The 16,776-nt window shown below is 64.6% G+C and carries 13 protein-coding genes; 3 read left to right on the top strand and 10 right to left on the bottom strand.

Annotated features, from left to right (window positions below; genetic code table 11):
- Positions 1–43 precede the first annotated feature (43 nt).
- Entirely contained in the window at positions 44–805 is a 762-nt protein-coding gene (locus D0Y60_RS15615; RefSeq protein WP_117370888.1) for a LuxR C-terminal-related transcriptional regulator, read from the top strand.
- On the opposite strand, the gene D0Y60_RS15610 is transcribed toward D0Y60_RS15615, so the two are convergent.
- The 7 genes from D0Y60_RS15610 to D0Y60_RS15580 all read right to left on the bottom strand — a co-directional run bounded on the left by D0Y60_RS15610 (position 794) and on the right by D0Y60_RS15580 (position 9,281).
- Positions 794–1,888 (bottom strand): polyamine ABC transporter substrate-binding protein, encoded by a 1,095-nt coding sequence (locus D0Y60_RS15610; protein ID WP_117370887.1) that lies wholly within the window; start codon positions 1,886–1,888, stop codon positions 794–796. The genes D0Y60_RS15615 and D0Y60_RS15610 overlap by 12 nt on opposite strands.
- A gap of 10 nt (positions 1,889–1,898) precedes the next feature.
- A complete protein-coding gene (gene aguA, locus D0Y60_RS15605) occupies positions 1,899–3,011 on the bottom strand; it encodes an agmatine deiminase (RefSeq protein ID WP_117370886.1) in 1,113 nt (370 codons plus the stop codon).
- A gap of 79 nt (positions 3,012–3,090) precedes the next feature.
- Entirely contained in the window at positions 3,091–4,818 is a 1,728-nt protein-coding gene (locus tag D0Y60_RS15600; RefSeq protein WP_117370885.1) for a biotin carboxylase N-terminal domain-containing protein, read from the bottom strand.
- Between the two features lie 9 nt (positions 4,819–4,827).
- Positions 4,828–6,420 (bottom strand): 5-oxoprolinase/urea amidolyase family protein, encoded by a 1,593-nt coding sequence (locus tag D0Y60_RS15595; protein WP_117370884.1) that lies wholly within the window; start codon positions 6,418–6,420, stop codon positions 4,828–4,830.
- Positions 6,421–6,427: 7 nt separating this feature from the next.
- Complete coding sequence (locus D0Y60_RS15590) at positions 6,428–7,237, bottom strand: putative hydro-lyase (RefSeq protein WP_117370883.1); 810 nt, start codon at positions 7,235–7,237, stop codon at positions 6,428–6,430.
- 9 nt (positions 7,238–7,246) lie between these two features.
- Positions 7,247–8,014 carry a 5-oxoprolinase subunit PxpA gene (locus D0Y60_RS15585; RefSeq protein ID WP_117370882.1) on the bottom strand — a complete coding sequence of 256 codons (768 nt, stop codon included), beginning with the start codon at positions 8,012–8,014 and terminating at the stop codon, positions 7,247–7,249.
- Positions 8,015–8,024: 10 nt separating this feature from the next.
- On the bottom strand, positions 8,025–9,281 hold the full coding sequence (locus D0Y60_RS15580; protein WP_117370881.1) for an NRAMP family divalent metal transporter: 1,257 nt from the start codon (positions 9,279–9,281) through the stop codon (positions 8,025–8,027).
- 241 nt (positions 9,282–9,522) lie between these two features.
- Between D0Y60_RS15580 and D0Y60_RS15575 the strand changes: the two genes are divergently transcribed.
- Entirely contained in the window at positions 9,523–10,182 is a 660-nt protein-coding gene (locus D0Y60_RS15575; RefSeq protein WP_117370880.1) for a GntR family transcriptional regulator, read from the top strand.
- Positions 10,183–10,240: 58 nt separating this feature from the next.
- Here the strand turns inward: D0Y60_RS15575 and D0Y60_RS15570 are convergent, their stop codons facing one another.
- Entirely contained in the window at positions 10,241–12,253 is a 2,013-nt protein-coding gene (locus tag D0Y60_RS15570) for an EAL domain-containing protein (RefSeq protein ID WP_117370879.1), read from the bottom strand.
- Positions 12,254–12,807: 554 nt separating this feature from the next.
- Here D0Y60_RS15570 and D0Y60_RS15560 point away from each other — a divergent pair.
- A complete protein-coding gene (locus D0Y60_RS15560; protein ID WP_117370877.1) occupies positions 12,808–13,614 on the top strand; it encodes an alpha/beta hydrolase in 807 nt (268 codons plus the stop codon).
- Here D0Y60_RS15560 and D0Y60_RS15555 read toward each other — a convergent pair.
- Together D0Y60_RS15555 and D0Y60_RS15550 are read right to left on the bottom strand one after the other, a co-directional pair.
- A complete protein-coding gene (locus tag D0Y60_RS15555; RefSeq protein WP_117370876.1) occupies positions 13,611–15,236 on the bottom strand; it encodes a GMC family oxidoreductase in 1,626 nt (541 codons plus the stop codon). The genes D0Y60_RS15560 and D0Y60_RS15555 overlap by 4 nt on opposite strands.
- Positions 15,233–16,762: an FGGY-family carbohydrate kinase gene (locus D0Y60_RS15550; RefSeq protein WP_117370875.1), complete on the bottom strand. Its 1,530-nt coding sequence runs from the start codon at positions 16,760–16,762 to the stop codon at positions 15,233–15,235. The genes D0Y60_RS15555 and D0Y60_RS15550 overlap by 4 nt, the downstream gene beginning before the upstream one ends.
- Positions 16,763–16,776 lie beyond the last annotated feature (14 nt).

Raw genomic sequence — 16,776 nt, 5'->3', positions numbered from 1 at the left:
ATAGGCCGCTTGAATTCCCGGCCGCCCCGTCTATCCTGTCGCGATGCGACCGAACCTAACCTTCGAACAGCTGCAGCGCTGGAGCAGCGGCATCGCCTCCGCCGTCAGCGCCACCTTGCCCGAGGAGATTTCGGCGCATTTCACCGCCGGCGCGCGGGATCTCATTGCCTCCGATCAGGTCTATATCGGCCTCTATCTGCGCGACAGCGCCTCGATCACCATCTACGAGCGCGACCCGGACCACTGGAACCACAATTACGATACGCGCAAATACCAGCAGGACCCGTTCTTCCGCCGGTTTGCCGGCTCGCGGCAGGATTTCCTGCTGCCGCTTTCCGCGCTCGACAAGGGTGACTTCCACACCAGCGCCTATTACCGGGATTTCTACGAACCGTCGGGCAGCTTCGACGAGATCACCGGCGTCTTCAATTTCGACCGCAATGCCGCAGGCTTCGTCACCTATCTGCGCCGCCGTGGTGCGCGACCCTTCGGCGCCGAGGATGTGGCGATGGCCGAGGCCACCGCCGAGGCGACCCGCATGGTGCTGGAGCGGCTGTGGCGGCAATGGCGCCCACCAGGCGAAAGTCCGCTGTCGCTTGGCGAGCTCAGCACGCGGGAGCGCCAGATCGCCCTCCTCCTCATCGACGGCGGCTGTGCGAAAACCATTTCGCGCGACCTTTCCATCTCGCCCGGCACGGTGCGCAACCACATCAAGACGGTCTACCGCAAGCTCGGCATCCACTCACAGGTCGAGCTGATGGCCGCCGCGCGCGACGGAGGCCGGGCGCTGCCTTTACTGCCCTGAGACGACCCGCGTCCAGAGGCGGTTCTGCAGGCGAAGCAGCTTGGCGTCGCTCGTTTCCACCACGAAGAGCTTCGCCTTCACGTCGTCAGGCGGGAACACACCGGGATCCTTCGCCACGGCCTGGTCCATCAGCGGCAGCGATTCCGGGATCGGATTGGCATAGGAGACATAGCTGGAATTGGCCGCCGCGATCTCCGGCCGCATGTTGAAATCGATCCAGGCGAGCGCGTTTTCCGGATGCGGCGCATCCTTCGGCACGGCCATGGTGTCGAAGTTGATCAAGGTGCCTTCCTTGGGAATCGAATAGGCGATCTCCAGCTTCTTTTCGCTTTCGGCTGCACGCGCCTTGGCCTGAAGGATATCACCCGACCAGCCGAGCACGAGGCAGATATCGCCATTGGCGAGGTCGTTGATATAGCGCGAAGAATGGAAGTAACGGATGTGCGGGCGCACCTTCAAAAGCAGCTCTTCCGCCTTGGCGATATCGTCCGGGTTCGTCGAATGCGGATCGATGCCGAGATAGTTCATCGCCATCGGGATGATCTCGGCCGGCGCATCGAGCATGGCGACGCCGCAATCGGCGAATTTCTCGACGATGGCGGGATCGAAGACCATGGCGAAGCTGTCGACCGGCGCGTTGCCCATGCGCTGCTTCACGGCGGCGATGTTGTAGCCGATGCCGTCGGTGACGGACATGTAGGGCACGGCGTAGGTATTGTCCGGATCGGCGCCGGAAATCAGCTTCAGCGCCTGCGGGTCGAGCTTGCCGATATTGGAAAGCTTCGCCTTGTCGAGCGGCTGGAAGGCGCCGGCTTTCACTTGGTTCTTCAGGAACGGATAGGCCGAGGGATAGACGACGTCATAGCCCGAGCCGCCGGTCAGCATCTTGGTTTCCAGCACCTCGTTGCCATCATAGACGTCGTAGACGACGCGGATGCCGGTTTCCTTCTCGAACTTCTCCGCCGTATCCGGCGCGATGTAATCCGACCAGTTGTAGACGTTGACGACCTTTTCCTCCTGCGCCCGCGCACCGCCCATGGCGGCGAGCAGAGCGAGGGCCGAGACGAGAGCTGTCTTGCGCATGGTCTTCTCCTCAGGCTTTCGTCTGGCCGGCATAGACCGGCAGGGTGATGCAGGCGACGTTACCGCCGCCGAGCAGGATTTCACGGGAATTCTCGATGCCGGTGATGCGGTGTTCGGGGAAGAGTTCGGCGAGCTTGGCTTTCGCAGCAAGGTCGAGCTTCTCGTCGTCGAACTGCGGCACGACGACGGCGGAATTGCCGGGGTAGTAGTTGATGTAGGTGGCCGCGATGCGGTTGCCGGCAGGCCGCGCCCAGGTGCTGTCGACCTGATCGACGCCCGCCGCCTCCTCCGCTGTCATCTCGATCGGGCGCGGATGCAGGATGCGGTGCACCTCCAGCGAGCGGCCGCGCGCATCGCGGGCCGAACGCAAAACGTCCTCCACCTCGCGCACGATCTCGTATTGCGGATCGTCGCGGTCTTCCGTCCAGCTCATCGCCACCACGCCCGGCCGCACGAAGCAGCAAACGTCATCGACATGGCCGTCCGTCTCGTCGAAGCAGAAGCCGCGCGGCAGCCAGATCACGTGTTCAAGGCCGAGATAGTCGGAAAGCTGCTTTTCCACCTCGGCCTTGCCGAGATGGCCGTTGCGGTTGGGGTTGAGCAGGCACTGTTCCGTGGTGATCAGCGTGCCCTGCCCGTCGCATTGCAGGCCGCCGCCCTCGGCGATCAGCGTCGAGCGGTAGCGGTCGAGATTCTCGGTTTCCAGCACCTTGCGGGCGGCGAGATCGTCGAGGTTCCAAGGCGCATAGAGGCCGCCGTCATTGCCGCCGTAGGCGTTGAAGGTCCAGTCGACACCGCGCACCACGCCATGATTGTTGATGACAAAATTCGGGCCGCTGTCGCGCAACCAGGAATCGTCCGTCGACATTTCGACGAGGCGCACGCTCTCCGGCAACATGGCGCGGGCGTTGAGCCACTGGCGCGACGAGACGGCGATGGTGACGGGCTCGCTCTCGGCAATCGCCGCCGCGACCCGCGCAAAGAGCTTCTGCGCGGGCTTGGCGCCGAGCCGCCAGGTATCGGGCCGCTCCGGCCAGATCAGCCAGCAGCCGGCCTTCGGCTCGAATTCTCCCGGTGCGCGAAAACCATCGGCCTTCGGCGTGCTTTGAAGCGTGCGTACCATGTATCCCCCAGATGAAAAATCCGGGGGGATTAAGGCAAGCAGGGCCCGTTCGGGTCAATGTCCCATTTGGGATGGGCGCTCAGCCCTCGAAGACCATCAAGGTATCGCCGGCCTGAAGATAGTCGCCTTCCTTGACGCGCAGACGCAGACGGCCGGCCTTGGGGGCGAGCACCTGCGTTTCCATCTTCATCGCTTCCATGACGGCGACCAGTTCGCCCTCGGCAACCGTGGCACCGTCGGCGATCTTGAAGGCCTGCAGCGTGCCGGAGACCGGAGCGGTAATCCCATCCTCGGCGGCCGGCTTGCCGCTGCCGACCGATCCGGTGCCCTGCCTGACCGCACCAAGACCAGCGAGAAGCAGGCTCGGCAGCGCCAGCGACACACGCTTGCCGTCGATTTCGAGATGGGTGCGGATCAGCGTCGGGTCGGCGGCCGGCTCCGGCCGGATCATGGCCTCGGGCATCGCGGCGAAATCGGTTTCGATCCAGCGGGTGTGCACCTTGAAGCCATCGGTCCCGATGAAATCCTCGGTGTCGATGGCGGCGCGGTGGAATGGCAGGACGGTCGCGACACCCTCGATACGGAATTCCTTCAACGCCCGGCGGGCCCGGCGCAGCGCCTCCTCGCGGGTGGCGCCGGTCACGATGAGCTTGGCCATCAGGGAATCGAAGACGCCGGGGATGGTGGAGCCGGTGACGACGCCGCTGTCGAGGCGCACGCCGGGACCGGAGGGGGGATCGAAGGCGGTGATCGCGCCCGGCGTCGGCAGGAAGCCACGGCCGGGGTCTTCCGCATTGATGCGGAACTCGATGGAATGGCCGCGCGGCACGGGCGTTTCGAGGAGCGTCAGGCGCTGGCCCTCCGCCACGCGGAACTGCTCGATGACGAGGTCGATGCCCGTCGTCTCCTCGGTGACGGGATGCTCCACCTGCAGGCGGGTGTTGACTTCGAGGAAGGAGATCGTGCCGTCGACACCGAGCAGGAACTCCACCGTGCCGGCACCGGAATAGCCGGCCGCCGCGCAGATCGCCTTGGCGGCGGCGTGGATGCGTTCGCGCTGTTCGGGTGCGAGGAAGGGCGCCGGCGCTTCCTCGATGAGCTTCTGGTTGCGGCGCTGCGCCGAGCAGTCGCGGGTCCCGAGAACCAGCACATTGCCGTGTTTGTCGGCAATAACCTGCGCCTCGATATGGCGGGGGCGGTCGAGGAACCGTTCGAGGAAACATTCACCGCGGCCGAAGGCGACGGTCGCCTCGCGCACCGCGGATTCGTAGAGGTCGGCGACCTCTTCCATTTTCCAGGCGACCTTGATGCCGCGCCCGCCTCCGCCATGCGCGGCCTTGATGGCGACCGGCAGGCCATGTTGTTCCGCAAAGGCGAGCACTTCCGCCGCCGAGGACACCGGCCCATCGCTGCCGGCCACGAGCGGTGCCCCGACGCTCTGGGCGATACGCCGCGCCTCGACCTTGTCGCCAAGCGCCACGATGACGTCGGGATCGGGCCCGATCCAGGTCAGGCCGGCATCCTGCACTGCCTTGGCGAAACGAGCGTTTTCCGACAGGAAGCCGTAGCCCGGATGGACCGCGTCAGCACCCGAGCGCTTGGCAATCGCGATCAGCTTGTCGATATCGAGATAGGTTTCTGCCGGACGCACGCCACCAAGGCCGTACGCCTCGTCAGCCAGGCGCACGAAGAGCGCGTCCGCATCCGGATCCGCATAGACGGCAACGGATTGCAGCCCGTAATCCCGGCAGGCGCGCAGGATGCGCACGGCGATCTCGCCACGATTGGCAATCAGCACTTTCTTCATGGCGCTCTCCTAGCGGCTTGCAGCGATATCGGCGAAGGGGCCGATCGGGCGGAAACGGATCTTTGCGTTGATGGGGATCTGGCCGGCCAGATCCAGATGGTATTCGGCGACCGCGCCGATAACGGGATAGCCGCCGGTCAGCGGGTGGTCGGCAAGGAAGAGCACCGGCTGACCGCTATGCGGCACCTGGATCGCCCCCGTCGCGGTGCCTTCGCTTGGCAATTCCGCGCTGTCCTTGCGCTCCAGTGGCACCTCGCCGGCAAGTCGGATGCCGACGCGGCTCGATTGCGGCGTGACCTGCCAGAGCTGGCTCGTCAGCGTTTCCAGCCCCTCCTGCGTGAACCAGTCCGTGCGCGGGCCGAGCACTACGTCAAGCGTCACCACGTCGCTCGCGGAGGGCGCGTCAAAAGCCGGGATTTCATTGGTGGAGACGCTGGCAAGCCCGTCTTTGCTACCCTTCAGCGCGAGTACCGCTCCCGCCGTGACCGGCTCCGGGCCGACAACGGCGAGCGTATCGGTCGCTGCACTTCCGAGCACAGGGGCAACGCCGAAGCCGCCGCGCACGGCGAGATAGGACCGCATGCCGCTCTTCGGATGACCGATGGTGACGACGTCACCGGCTTCCAGCGCGATCGGCTGCCAGGTCTGAAAATCCCGATTGCGGCCGGCGGCATCGCGCACAATCACCGGACAGGGGGCACCTGCAAGGCCGATCACGGCGCGCACGCTGCTTTCGAAGGAGAAACCGCCGAGGGTCAGCTCAAGGGTCGGCGTGTTGGCCGGATTGCCGACGATGCGGTTTGCCGCATTGAAGGCGCCATGATCGAGCGCGCCGGACGCGGAGACGCCCTGCCCCGTTTGGCCGAAGCGGCCGAAATCCTGGAAGAAAGCAGGCATCGGCGCGGCGAGCACCTTGAACTGCGGATCGTCGGCTGCGCCAGGGCGCTCCGAGCGGGCGGCCGGTTCGGGGATGTGGACGGTCTTGCCCGCCTTCGCCATGTCGAAGAAGCGCACGCGATAGCCGGGCTGGAACAGCGCGCCGGGGTCACGGTCGATATCCCACATCTTGACGGGCGTGGTGCCAATGATCTGCCAGCCGCCAGGGCTCGCTTGCGGATAGACGCCGCTGAAGGCGCCGGCGAGCGCCACGGAACCGGCCGGGATACGCGTGCGCGGGCTTTTGCGGCGCGGCACATGCAGCGCAGGGTCGCCACCGACGAGATAGCCGAAGCCCGGCGCGAAGCCGCAGAAGGCGACGGTGAATTCGCTTTCGGTGTGGCGGCGGGTGACCTCCTCGACGCTGAGGCCAGTCAGCTCGGCGACGTCGGCGAGGTCCTCGCCGTCATAGCGCACCGGAATTTCCACCAGATGCTCCGAGGGCGCGATCTTCGCCGAGAGATCGCGGGTGGCGATATCAGCGGCAAGCTCCGAAGGCGAGACCTTTTCCGGGCGGAAACGGATCATCAGCGTGCGGGCGGCCGGCACCATTTCCGCTATGCCGGTGATCGGATCGGCCTGGAAGGAAGCGAAAAGGGCGAGCGTCTCGTCGAGATCGGCAAGCTCGACGAGGATGGTGGTCAGGCTGACGGGCAGAAAACGCATCGAAGCCTCACGCGTGATAGGCGGAATCGGGAATATCGGTGATGAACATGTAGCCGGGCGCATGGGTGATGGCGAAGGGCACGCCCGACGCCATCACGGCCGCCTGCGGGGTGACGCCGCAGGCCCAGAAAACCGGCACTTCGCCCGGTTCGATGCGGACCGGATCGCCGAAATCGGGCTTGGCGAGATCGGCGATGCCGATGTCTTCGGGCGAACCAACATGCACAGGCGCGCCGTGCACGGCCGGGAAGCGACCGGAAATGGTGGCGGCATCGGCGACACGCGAGGCCGGGATCGGCCGCATGGAGACGACCATGTTGCCCTTCAGCCGGCCCGCCGGGCGGCAGGCCGTGTTGGTGAGATACATCGGCACATTGCTCTTGTCCGTCATGTGGCGGATCTCGATGCCCGCCTCTACCATCGGCGTCTCGAAGGTGAAGGAGCAGCCGATCAGAAAGGCGACGAGATCGTCGCGCTCCGCCCAGGCGGCGGTGGCGTCAGGCGTTTCCTCGGCAAGCTTGCCGTCGCGCCAGATGCGGTAGAGCGGCAGGTCGGTGCGCAGGTCCGCACCGGGCGCGAGCAGCGTCGTCGGCGAGCCCGGATCGGAAACGTCGAGCACCGGGCAGGGTTTTGGATTGCGCTGCGCATAGAGCAGGAAATCGAAGGCCCAGTCGCGCGGCAGCACGATCATGTTGGCCTGGGTGAAGCCCGGCGCAATACCCGAGGTGGGCGCGACGAGCCCGTTCCGATAGGTCGCCCGCGCCTGACGGGCGGCCGTGGCGTCGGTATGGTCCAGATAGGCGGTCGGAAGCGTCATGGCCGCACCTCAGGCCTTGTCGGCGAAGGAGCGGATGGCGATGCCTTCCGCCTCGAAGCGGCGGCGGATCTCCTGGGCGATGGCAACGGCGCCGGGGCTGTCGCCATGCACGCAGATCGACTGTGCCTCGATGCGGATCGTGCTGCCGTCGATGGCTTCCAGCGTGCCCTCGCGGGCGAGCTGCACCATGCGGTCGGCGATTTTCTTCTCGTCATGCAGCACGGAACCGGCTTCGCGGCGCGAGACGAGCTCGCCCTTCGGCGTGTAGGCGCGGTCGGCAAAGGCTTCCGCGACGACGGCAAGGCGGGACTTGCGCGCGAGATCGAGGATCGGCGCATTGGCAAGGCCCATCAGGATCAGCGAGGGATCGACCGCCTTGATGCCGTCGATGACCGCCTGGCCCTGCTTCGCATCATAGGCGATGCGGTTGTAGAGCGCGCCGTGCGGCTTGACGTAGCGCACGGTCGTACCGGCAGCGGCGGCAACGCCCTTGATCGCGCCGATCTGGTAGATCACGTCGGCGATCAATTCCTCGGGCGTGGCGTCGAGATCGCGCCGGCCGAAGCCGACGCGGTCGGGATACGAAACATGGGCGCCGATGACGACGCCGTTTGCAGCCGCCGCCTTCACCGTGCGGAAAATGCCGGCCGGATCACCCGCATGGAAACCGCAGGCAATGTTGGCGGAGGAGACGACGGCGAGCATCGCCGCGTCGTCGCCCATGCGCCAGGCACCATAGCTTTCGCCGAGATCGCTGTTGAGATCGATCGCTGTCATGGTTTCCTCCCTATGCGAACAGCAGGCTGAAGATGTTGCCGGCCGACTTGTATCCCATATACCACGTGAGTGCGCAGGTCAGGACGCCGAGCGCAAGCAGCCAGCGCGGGTAGTGATAGCCGCCCATCAGGTCGGGGCGTGCCCAGGCGGCATACATGAAGATCGAGAAGCCGATCGGCAGCACAAGGCCGTTCAGACCGCCAACAAAGACCAGCATGGCGGCCGGCGGGGTCGTCATCAGCATGTAGCAGACGAGCGAGAAGGCGATGAAGCCGACAGTGGCGAGGTTGCGCTGGCGCTCGGTCATGTCGGGCTTGAAGGCCGTGAGGAACGAGACCGACGTATAGGCGGCACCAATGATGCTGGTCATGGCCGAGGCGAGGAAAACCGCACCGAACAGGCGGAAGCCGATATTGCCGGAAGCCGCATGGAAGGCCTGGCCGGCCGGGTTTGCGGCCTGACCGGAAAGGTCGATCACCACGCCAGAAGCGACGACGCCGAGGATGGCAAGGAACAGGATGTAGCGCAGTACGCCTGTTATCGCGATGCCGCTGAAGGCCGCGCGGTTGATGGCGCCGATGTTTTCAACACCGACCGTTCCCTTGTCGAGCAGACGGTGCGCGCCGGCATAGGTGATGTAGCCGCCGACCGTGCCGCCGACGATCGTCGTGATAGTGGCGAAATCGATCGTATCCGGCAGGAAGGTCTGGCGGAAGGCTTCGGCGACCGGGGGGCCTGACGCAATCGCCGCATAGACGATCAGCGCCAGCTTGACGAAGGCAGCGACGATGACGACGCGATCCATGGCGATGCCGGCGCGGCGCGACAGGAAGATCCCGATGGCCGCAAGCGCACCGATCGCGCCGCCGATCTTAGGATCGAGATCGATCATGGCGTTGAAGCCAAGGCCGGCGCCGCCGATATTGCCGATGTTGAAGAACAGACCGCCGATGATGACGAGCACGGCAAGCACATAGCCGGAGCCAGGGATGGCGGCATTGGCGACCGCCGGTGCGCGCATGCGCGTCACAGCAACGATGCGCCAGATATTGGCCTGTACGACGAAATCGATGAGGATCGAGATGAGGATGGCGAAGGCGAAGGCCGCGCCAAGCTTGACGGTGAAAGTGGCCGTCTGCGTGATGAAGCCCGGCCCGACTGCCGACATCGACATCAGGAACATGGCCGAAAGCAGGGCGCGGCGCTGGGTCGCCTTGTTCTGCGCGGGGGGTACGGCGTGGGCGGCCGCAAGCTCGTTCTGCTGCATGGGTATCCTCCCGGATCTGCCGCCGCGCTGGCGGGGGCTCAATGGGAATATCATGCGCTGCTACACAAAAATGTCAATATTGTTCAACAATATTTCCATATCGTTCCTTATTCCTGCCGCTTTACCAATTACATAGCACAGGATTCGCCACAATTTCCGACGCCACCGTCCCCGCATTCATGCTATGGGCAGTTGGGAAAGAGGGTAACCGGGCGCAGTTTGCCCGGCCGGGGAGACGCGCATGACGGAAGACGAAGAAGGCCTGCCGCTGGCGGACCGGTTGGCACGGCACATTCGCACGCTGCTCATTTCGGGCGAGCTTTCGCCCGGCCAGCGCCTGTCGGAAGCCGCCTTCAGCGAGCGTTTCGACGTGTCGCGCAATTCACTGCGCGAAGCCTTCCGCCTGCTGACCAAGGACGGGCTTCTGCGCCATGAGGCCAATCGCGGCGTTTTCGTCACCGTGCCCTCCATGGCCTCGGTCATCGATATCTACCGGGTGCGTCGCATGCTGGAATGCGGCGCGCTGCGCCAGGCCTGGCAGCAGCATCCGGCCATTCGCGTGATGCGCGAGGCCGTCGCGGAGGGGCAGAAGAAGCGCAATGCAGGCGACTGGGTCGGCGTCGGAAGCGCCAATATGATCTTTCATACCGCGATCATCGACCTTTCGGACAGCGCGCGGCTCACCGAATTCTACGAGCGCATCTCGGCGGAACTGCGCCTCTGCTTCGGGCTGCTCAATGACCCCGAGCACCTGCACTCACCCTTCGTCGACATGAACGACGCGATCGTCACGCTTCTGGAGCAGGGAAAGTCGGCAGAGGCCGCCGCGCAGATGGAAACCTATCTCAACCTTGCCGAACGCACGATGCTTAAGGCACTGGAGCGGGCGGAACAGGCTTAGAGCAATTCCAGCAAAAGTGCGAAGCGGTTTTGCGTCCGGAATTGCATAAAACGACAATCTAGGCGACGTCGGCACGACGCAAGGGGATAACCGTGCCCGAAGCGTCCGGCAGGAACGGTTCCGGCCGGCCGAGGAAATAGCCTTGAGCGTAGTCGACACCGATGGTGCGCAGCGCGGTGAGAATATCGGCATTCTCCACGAACTCGGCGATCGTCTCGCGGCCGGCGAGATGTGAAATCTGGTTGATCATCTCGACCGTCATCCAGTCTGCCTTGTCGGTCAGCATGTCGCGCACGAAGCTGCCGTCGATCTTCACATAATCGACCGGCAGGCGCTTGAGGTATGTGAGCGACGACATGCCGACGCCGAAATCGTCGAGCGCGAAACGGCAGCCCATGGCGCGCATGGCGTTCATGAAGGCGATGGCATCGTCAAGATTCTCGATGGCGCTGGTTTCGGTGATCTCGAAGCAGAGCACATCGGCCGGTACGCGGCTGCGGCGCAGCATCTCGCGCAGGAAGGGCAGAAACGTGTCGTCCTTCAGCGTCAGGCCGCTGAGATTGATCGAGTAGGTGCCGGAGGCCGCTCCGGTTCGCCGGCTGATGATGTCGAGCGCATGACGCACCACCCAGCGGTCGAGGGCCGGCATCAGGCCGAACCGCTCGGCCGCCGGAATGAAGGCGCCGGGTGCCAACAGCTTGCCGTCTTCCTCCAGGCGCAGCAGGATTTCGCGATGTTCGGCCGGCGCGCCGGCTCCGTCGACCGTCGCTATCTTCTGCGAGAACAGCCGGAAACTGTCTTCCTCCAGCGCGCGATGCAGGCGTTGCACCCAGTTGAGATTGGCGGTGAACTGCGTCTGCGCCGCATCCGTCGTCTCAAAGACATGCACGCGATTGCGGCCCTTCTCCTTTGCCATGTAGCAGGCGATATCAGCCGCCCGCAGCGCCTCCTGCAGCGTATAACTGAGCCCGGCAAGGTGGACGACGCCGATGCTGGCGCTGATCGAATAGCGGTGGCCGTTCCAGACGAAATCGATCGCCTCGGCGATCTCGCGCAACCTCAGGCCGATGCGCAGCGCATCCTCCGGCGTACAGTTCGGCAGGATGATCCCGAATTCGTCGCCACCCAGCCGGGCCAGCAAATCCACGCCGCGAATCGCCTTGTCGAGATCGTGCGAGATGCGGCGCAGCAGTGCGTCGCCAGCTGCGTGCCCCCCGTTATCGTTGACCGCCTTGAACTGGTCGAGGTCGATGAACATCAGGGCATGAGGGCTGCCGGGTTCCGCCAGCGCGCGGGTAAGCCTGTCTTCGAAAAGCCGGCGGTTTGGCAGGCCGGTGAGGTCGTCATGGTTGGCTGTGTGGGAAAGCTGCTCCTCGATGGCGCGGCGATGCGCAAGGAAGCTGTTGAGCCGCCAAACAGTCAAAAGGATGAAGACAAGCGCCATGACAGCATTGCTGACTAAGAGCACCGTCTGCACCTGCCGTGTGCCCTCCCCCAGTCGGTCGGAGAAGCGCTTCGTCAGGGGCGTCACCAGCGCATTGATCTCGTCGAGCTGGCGGATGATATCGCGCCGGTCGTTCTCGTTGATATGGCGGGACGTATCAATGCTCTCGCCGATCGGCAGGAGCTGCATCAGCACGCCTTCGGCCGTGCGCCAGTCGCGGATGCAGGCCTCCATGACCGGCAGCCAACGGAAATAGCGGAACAGCCATATTACGTTCGGGATGTCGTCGGGATGGTTGCCGCCGGCAACAAAGCCCCTGAAGGCTGCGTCGAGATCGGGCGGATCCGCTTCGAGCGCCAGCCGCGCCGCACGGTCGCCCAGCGGCACCGCCATGGCTTGGTGATAACGCGCGACGAAGGACCGGTTGCCGGATTCGGCATAGCGGTTGAGATAGTAGAGCGCATCGTGCTGACCTTTCGACCAGAGGCTTTCGCCGCTGACGAAGGCCCGCAACGACGACGTGACTTGAAGGCTGAACGTAGCAAGTGCCGTCTGGAGAAGGACAATGAGAACGAAAGGCCAAGCTACGGCGACGAGGCGTAGCGTTGTCTTGCGAGACCTCGTCATGCAGGCCCCCGGCCCTGCGGGTATATGGCTGCAGTCCTACAGGCTGTCTGTCTTTGCCTCGTCCCGTTTGCCTTCATCCCGCCCGCCCGTCTCATATGCGCATCCCTGGCCGTGACATCGCCCGGAAATCCAGACATCGCACCATCACATCGGCAACAGGAATTGGAGCATAAGAGCGTGATGAAAGTGCTAATACAACCACTAGATTGCATTTTATCGCTCTATTTAGGACGCGCCATTTTCGGACAGCACCGGGAGCAGGCAAAAAAAATGGGCCAGCGAAACCGCGGCCCATTGAAGTGTGAAGGTCAAAAAACCTCCAGAGGGGAACAGCTGATGCGGCGGCACTGGGAGGAAAACCGCCGTGTGCATCAACTGAGTGCACTATGCCCAGTTTTTGACCGGATGGAAAACATTTATTGTGCAATGCAGCTATGCAAATGCCGCGCTGCTCCCGGCAGGGATTTGCCACTGGCCCGGCGCAGATTTTTTAGCGAATGATGTCGCAGGGCGAACGGGCCGCACGTCCTTGGCGAAAGCAGAAGGAGAAACCGATGCAGACGACCGACGACGACCTCATCCATTTCGAACGGGACGGTGCACAGCCGCTGCCGCCGGCGCGCGTACAAGGCTATGTCGAACACGACGGCGCGCGGATCTGGCACGCCGTCGTCGGCGCCGGGCCGGCCGTCGTCCTGTTGCATGGCGGTCTCGGCAGCGCCGGAAACTGGGGCAACCAAGTGCCGGCTCTTGTCGTGTCTGGAAGGACGGTCGTCGTCATCGACAGTCGCGGCCACGGGCGCAGCACCCGCGATGCCGGCCCGTTCGGCTATGGCCGCATGGCCGGCGACGTGCTGGCTGTGATGGATCATCTCGGCATCGAGAAGGCCAGCCTCGTCGGCTGGAGCGACGGCGCCTGCACGGCGCTGATCCTGGCCGACCGGCACCCGGAGCGCGTCAGCGGCGTCTTCTTCTTCGCTTGCAACATGGACCCGAGCGGCACGCTCGACTTCCAGCCAACCCCCGTGCTCGATCGCTGCTTCCACCGGCACTGGCTGGACTATCAAGCCCTGTCCACCACGCCGGACGCCTTCGACACCTTCGTGGCGGACGTCTCCAGGATGATGCAGACAGAGCCGAACTACACCACCGCGGATCTTGCCGGGATCACGGTTCCCGTCGCCGTGGTGCTCGGAGAGCACGACGAGTTCATCCGGCCGGAACACGCCGCTTATCTCGCGGCAACCATCCCGCAGGCCACACTCAGCATCCTGCCCGACGTCAGCCACTTCGCACCGCTGCAACGGCCGGCGCTCTTCAACGACGCCGTGCTGCGCTTCCTCGACCGGATTGGCGGCTAAACTCGCGCCAGCATCGCTTCGGCCGCCTTCTCCGCGATCATGATGACGGGCGAATTGGTGTTGCCGGAAACGATGGTCGGCATGATCGAAGCGTCGGCGACTCGCAGCCGGTCGAGCCCGTGCACGCGCAGCTTGGCATCCACCACCGCCATGGGGTCGCTGCCCATCTTGCAGGTGCCGACGGGATGGAAGATCGTCGTGGCGATATCGCCGGCGCGGCGGATTAGCTCGTTCTCGCTTTGATATTCGCGACCGGGCAGCATTTCCTCAGGACGGAATTTCGCGATCGCTTTGGCTTGCATGAGACTGCGGGCGTGACGGATGGATTTGGCGGCCAGCAGGCGGTCGCCCGGCGTCGAGAGGTAGTTAGGTCGGATTTCCGGCGGCAGCGCCACATCGCGCGCCGTCACATGCACCGTGCCACGGCTTTCAGGCCTCAGATTGCAGACCGAAACCGTGACGGCCGGATAGCGGTGCAACGGCTCGCCAAGCCGGTCGGTGCTGAGCGGCTGAACATGATATTCGAGATCGGCCGTGGCGACGGCCGGATCGCTCTTGGCGAAGATTCCGAGCTGGCTCGGCGCCATGGAGAGCGGGCCGGAACGGCGGAAGGCATATTGCAGCCCCATGCCGGCGCGGCTGAAAAAGTTGTGATAGAGCTGGTTCAGCGTGCGCGCGCCCTCAATCTTGAAGACCGTACGGATCTGCAGGTGGTCCTGCAGGTTCTCGCCCACGCCCTTCAGTTCATGCTGAACGGCAATGCCGAAGTCGGACAGCAGGTCCGCCCGCCCGACACCAGAGAGTTCCAGAATTTTTGGCGAATTGATCGCCCCGGCTGACAGCGCGACCTCGCGCGTTGCGCGGGCGACACAGAGCCGGCCGTTGAGGCGAAAGCGCACGCCCGTCACCGTCCTGCCTTCGAAATCCAACCGCTCCGTCTCGGCACCGGTCAGGACGCGCAGGTTCCTGCGCTTCATCGCCGGGCGGAGAAACGCCTTTGTCGTGTTCCAGCGCACGCCGCCGCGCTGGTTGACCTCGAAATAGCCCGACCCCTCGTTGTCGCCATCGTTGAAATCGTCGGTCTTGCGGATGCCGAGCTCTTCCGCCGCATCGCGAAAGGCATCGAGGATCGGCCAGGAGAGACGCTGGCGCTCGACGCGCCATTCGCCGCCGGCGCCATGCATCTCCGAACGGCCGCGATAATTGTCCTCCGACTTCATGAAATAGGGCAGCACGTCGTCCCAGCCCCAGCCGGCATTGCCCGCCTGCCGCCAGCCGTCATAGTCGGCCGCCTGGCCGCGCATATAGATCATGCCGTTGATCGACGAGCAGCCGCCCAGTACCTTGCCACGCGGATAGTTGAGGGCTCGGCCGTTGAGCCCGGCCTCCGCCGCCGTCTTCATCATCCAGTCGGTGCGCGGATTGCCCATGCAGTAGAGATACCCGATCGGCACATGGACCCAATGGTAACGGTCCGACCCGCCCGCTTCGAGTAGCAGGACCCGGTTCTTCGGATCGGCCGAAAGGCGGTTGGCCAGCACGCAGCCCGCCGAGCCGGCACCAACGACGATGAAGTCGTAGCTGCCCTCATCGACAGGCGCTTCATTGACAGGGCGGTTCACGCTGCAACTCCCGTTGCCATCTTCTCCGAAGCCGCCAGCCGCCGCCAGAGCGGCGTCATCGCCTCGGCGATATCAATGTAAAGCGCATAGCGCCGCGCATAATGGGCGGCAAGGCCGGCATTCGGCTTATAGTGCCGCTCCGTGCGCACCATCGCTTCGGCGCCCTCCCTGAAATCGGCGAAGAGGCCGACGCCAGTGCCGGCCGCAATCGCCGCGCCAAGCGCACCCGTCTCGCGCGATGCGGCAACCGAGACCGGCACGCCGAGCACATCCGCAAAAATCTGCGGCCAGAGCTTGCTGCGCGAACCGCCGCCCGAGAGCACCGCCTCTTCGAAGGTCGCGCCCGCCTTGCGGATCGTCTCGATATGCTGGCGATGGCCGAAGGCGACACCCTCCAGCAGGGCGCGGATAAGGTGGCCCTTGGTGTGCCAGCCGGCCATGCCGTAAAAACCCGCCCGCGCATGGCCATCCTGCTGGGCGCCGTAGAGATAGGGATGGTAGAGCGGATCGTCCGCCGCGGGTTCGACGGCCGCCGCAAGCGCGCAGCAGGCGTCGAAGGGCGAGATGTCGGCATGGTGGTCGCCCTCGAAGAACTCCCGCACCAGCCATTCGAGATTGGCTGCCGACGTGGCGCTGTTTTCCATCGCCATATAGCGGCTGCGGTCGAAGGTGGAGGACATGAAGACCGGGCCTTTCAGGTCCGGACCATCGATGATCACCTGGTTGATGCTCCACGTACCGGCAATAATCGAAGCACTGCCCGTGCGAGACACGCCGGAGCCGAGTGCCGAGGCGACGACATCGAAGAGACCGCCGACAACAGGCGTGCCGGCGGCAAGCCCGGTTTCGACCGCAACGGCCTCCGTCACATGCCCGGCAATGTCGGCGCTCTCGATCAGAGGCGGCAGGAGATCCATGCAATCGCCAAGGCCATAGGCCTCCATCAGCGTCCTGTCATAGCGACGGGCCGCCAGATCGAGCAGCCCGGCACCGGACATGTCGGAGACCTCGCTGACGCGCTTTCCCGTCAGGCGGTTCACGACGAAATCCTTGGAATAGAACACCGTGCCGATACGCTTGAAGACATCGGGTCGGAAGCGTTTCAGCCAGGCGAGCAGCGTCGGCGTCTGGGCCGGCCAGGGGCGCTGGCGGGCAATCGCCTGGGTGCGGTCGCCCACACCTTCAGCCTGCCATTCCTCGACCAGGCCGGTGGCGCGGGTATCGATCGACTGGATGCCGATCAGCGGCGCGCCGTCCCGGTCGAGCGCATAGAGCCCGTTGCCGTGGCCGGCACAGCCGATCGCAGCAATATCGCCGGCCGCGATGCCCGCCTTGTCGAGGCAGGTGCGGATGACACGTTTGGCATTGGCCCAGAGTTCGCCGAGATCACGCTCGACATGGCCGGGCTGTGGCATGCGGCTATGCCCCTCCTCCCCGGCATGGGCAAGCTCACGGCCCTCGAGATCGAAGATGACAGCCTTGATGACCGTGTTGCCCGCATCGAGCCCCAGAAGATATTTTTGCATGCAGAACCCCTCCC

This window comes from Shinella sp. WSJ-2, assembly GCF_003432075.1.
In the GTDB taxonomy this organism is placed as follows: domain Bacteria; phylum Pseudomonadota; class Alphaproteobacteria; order Rhizobiales; family Rhizobiaceae; genus Shinella.
Note: the sequence above shows the minus strand (reverse complement) of the source record. Positions and strands in the feature narration are given on the sequence as shown.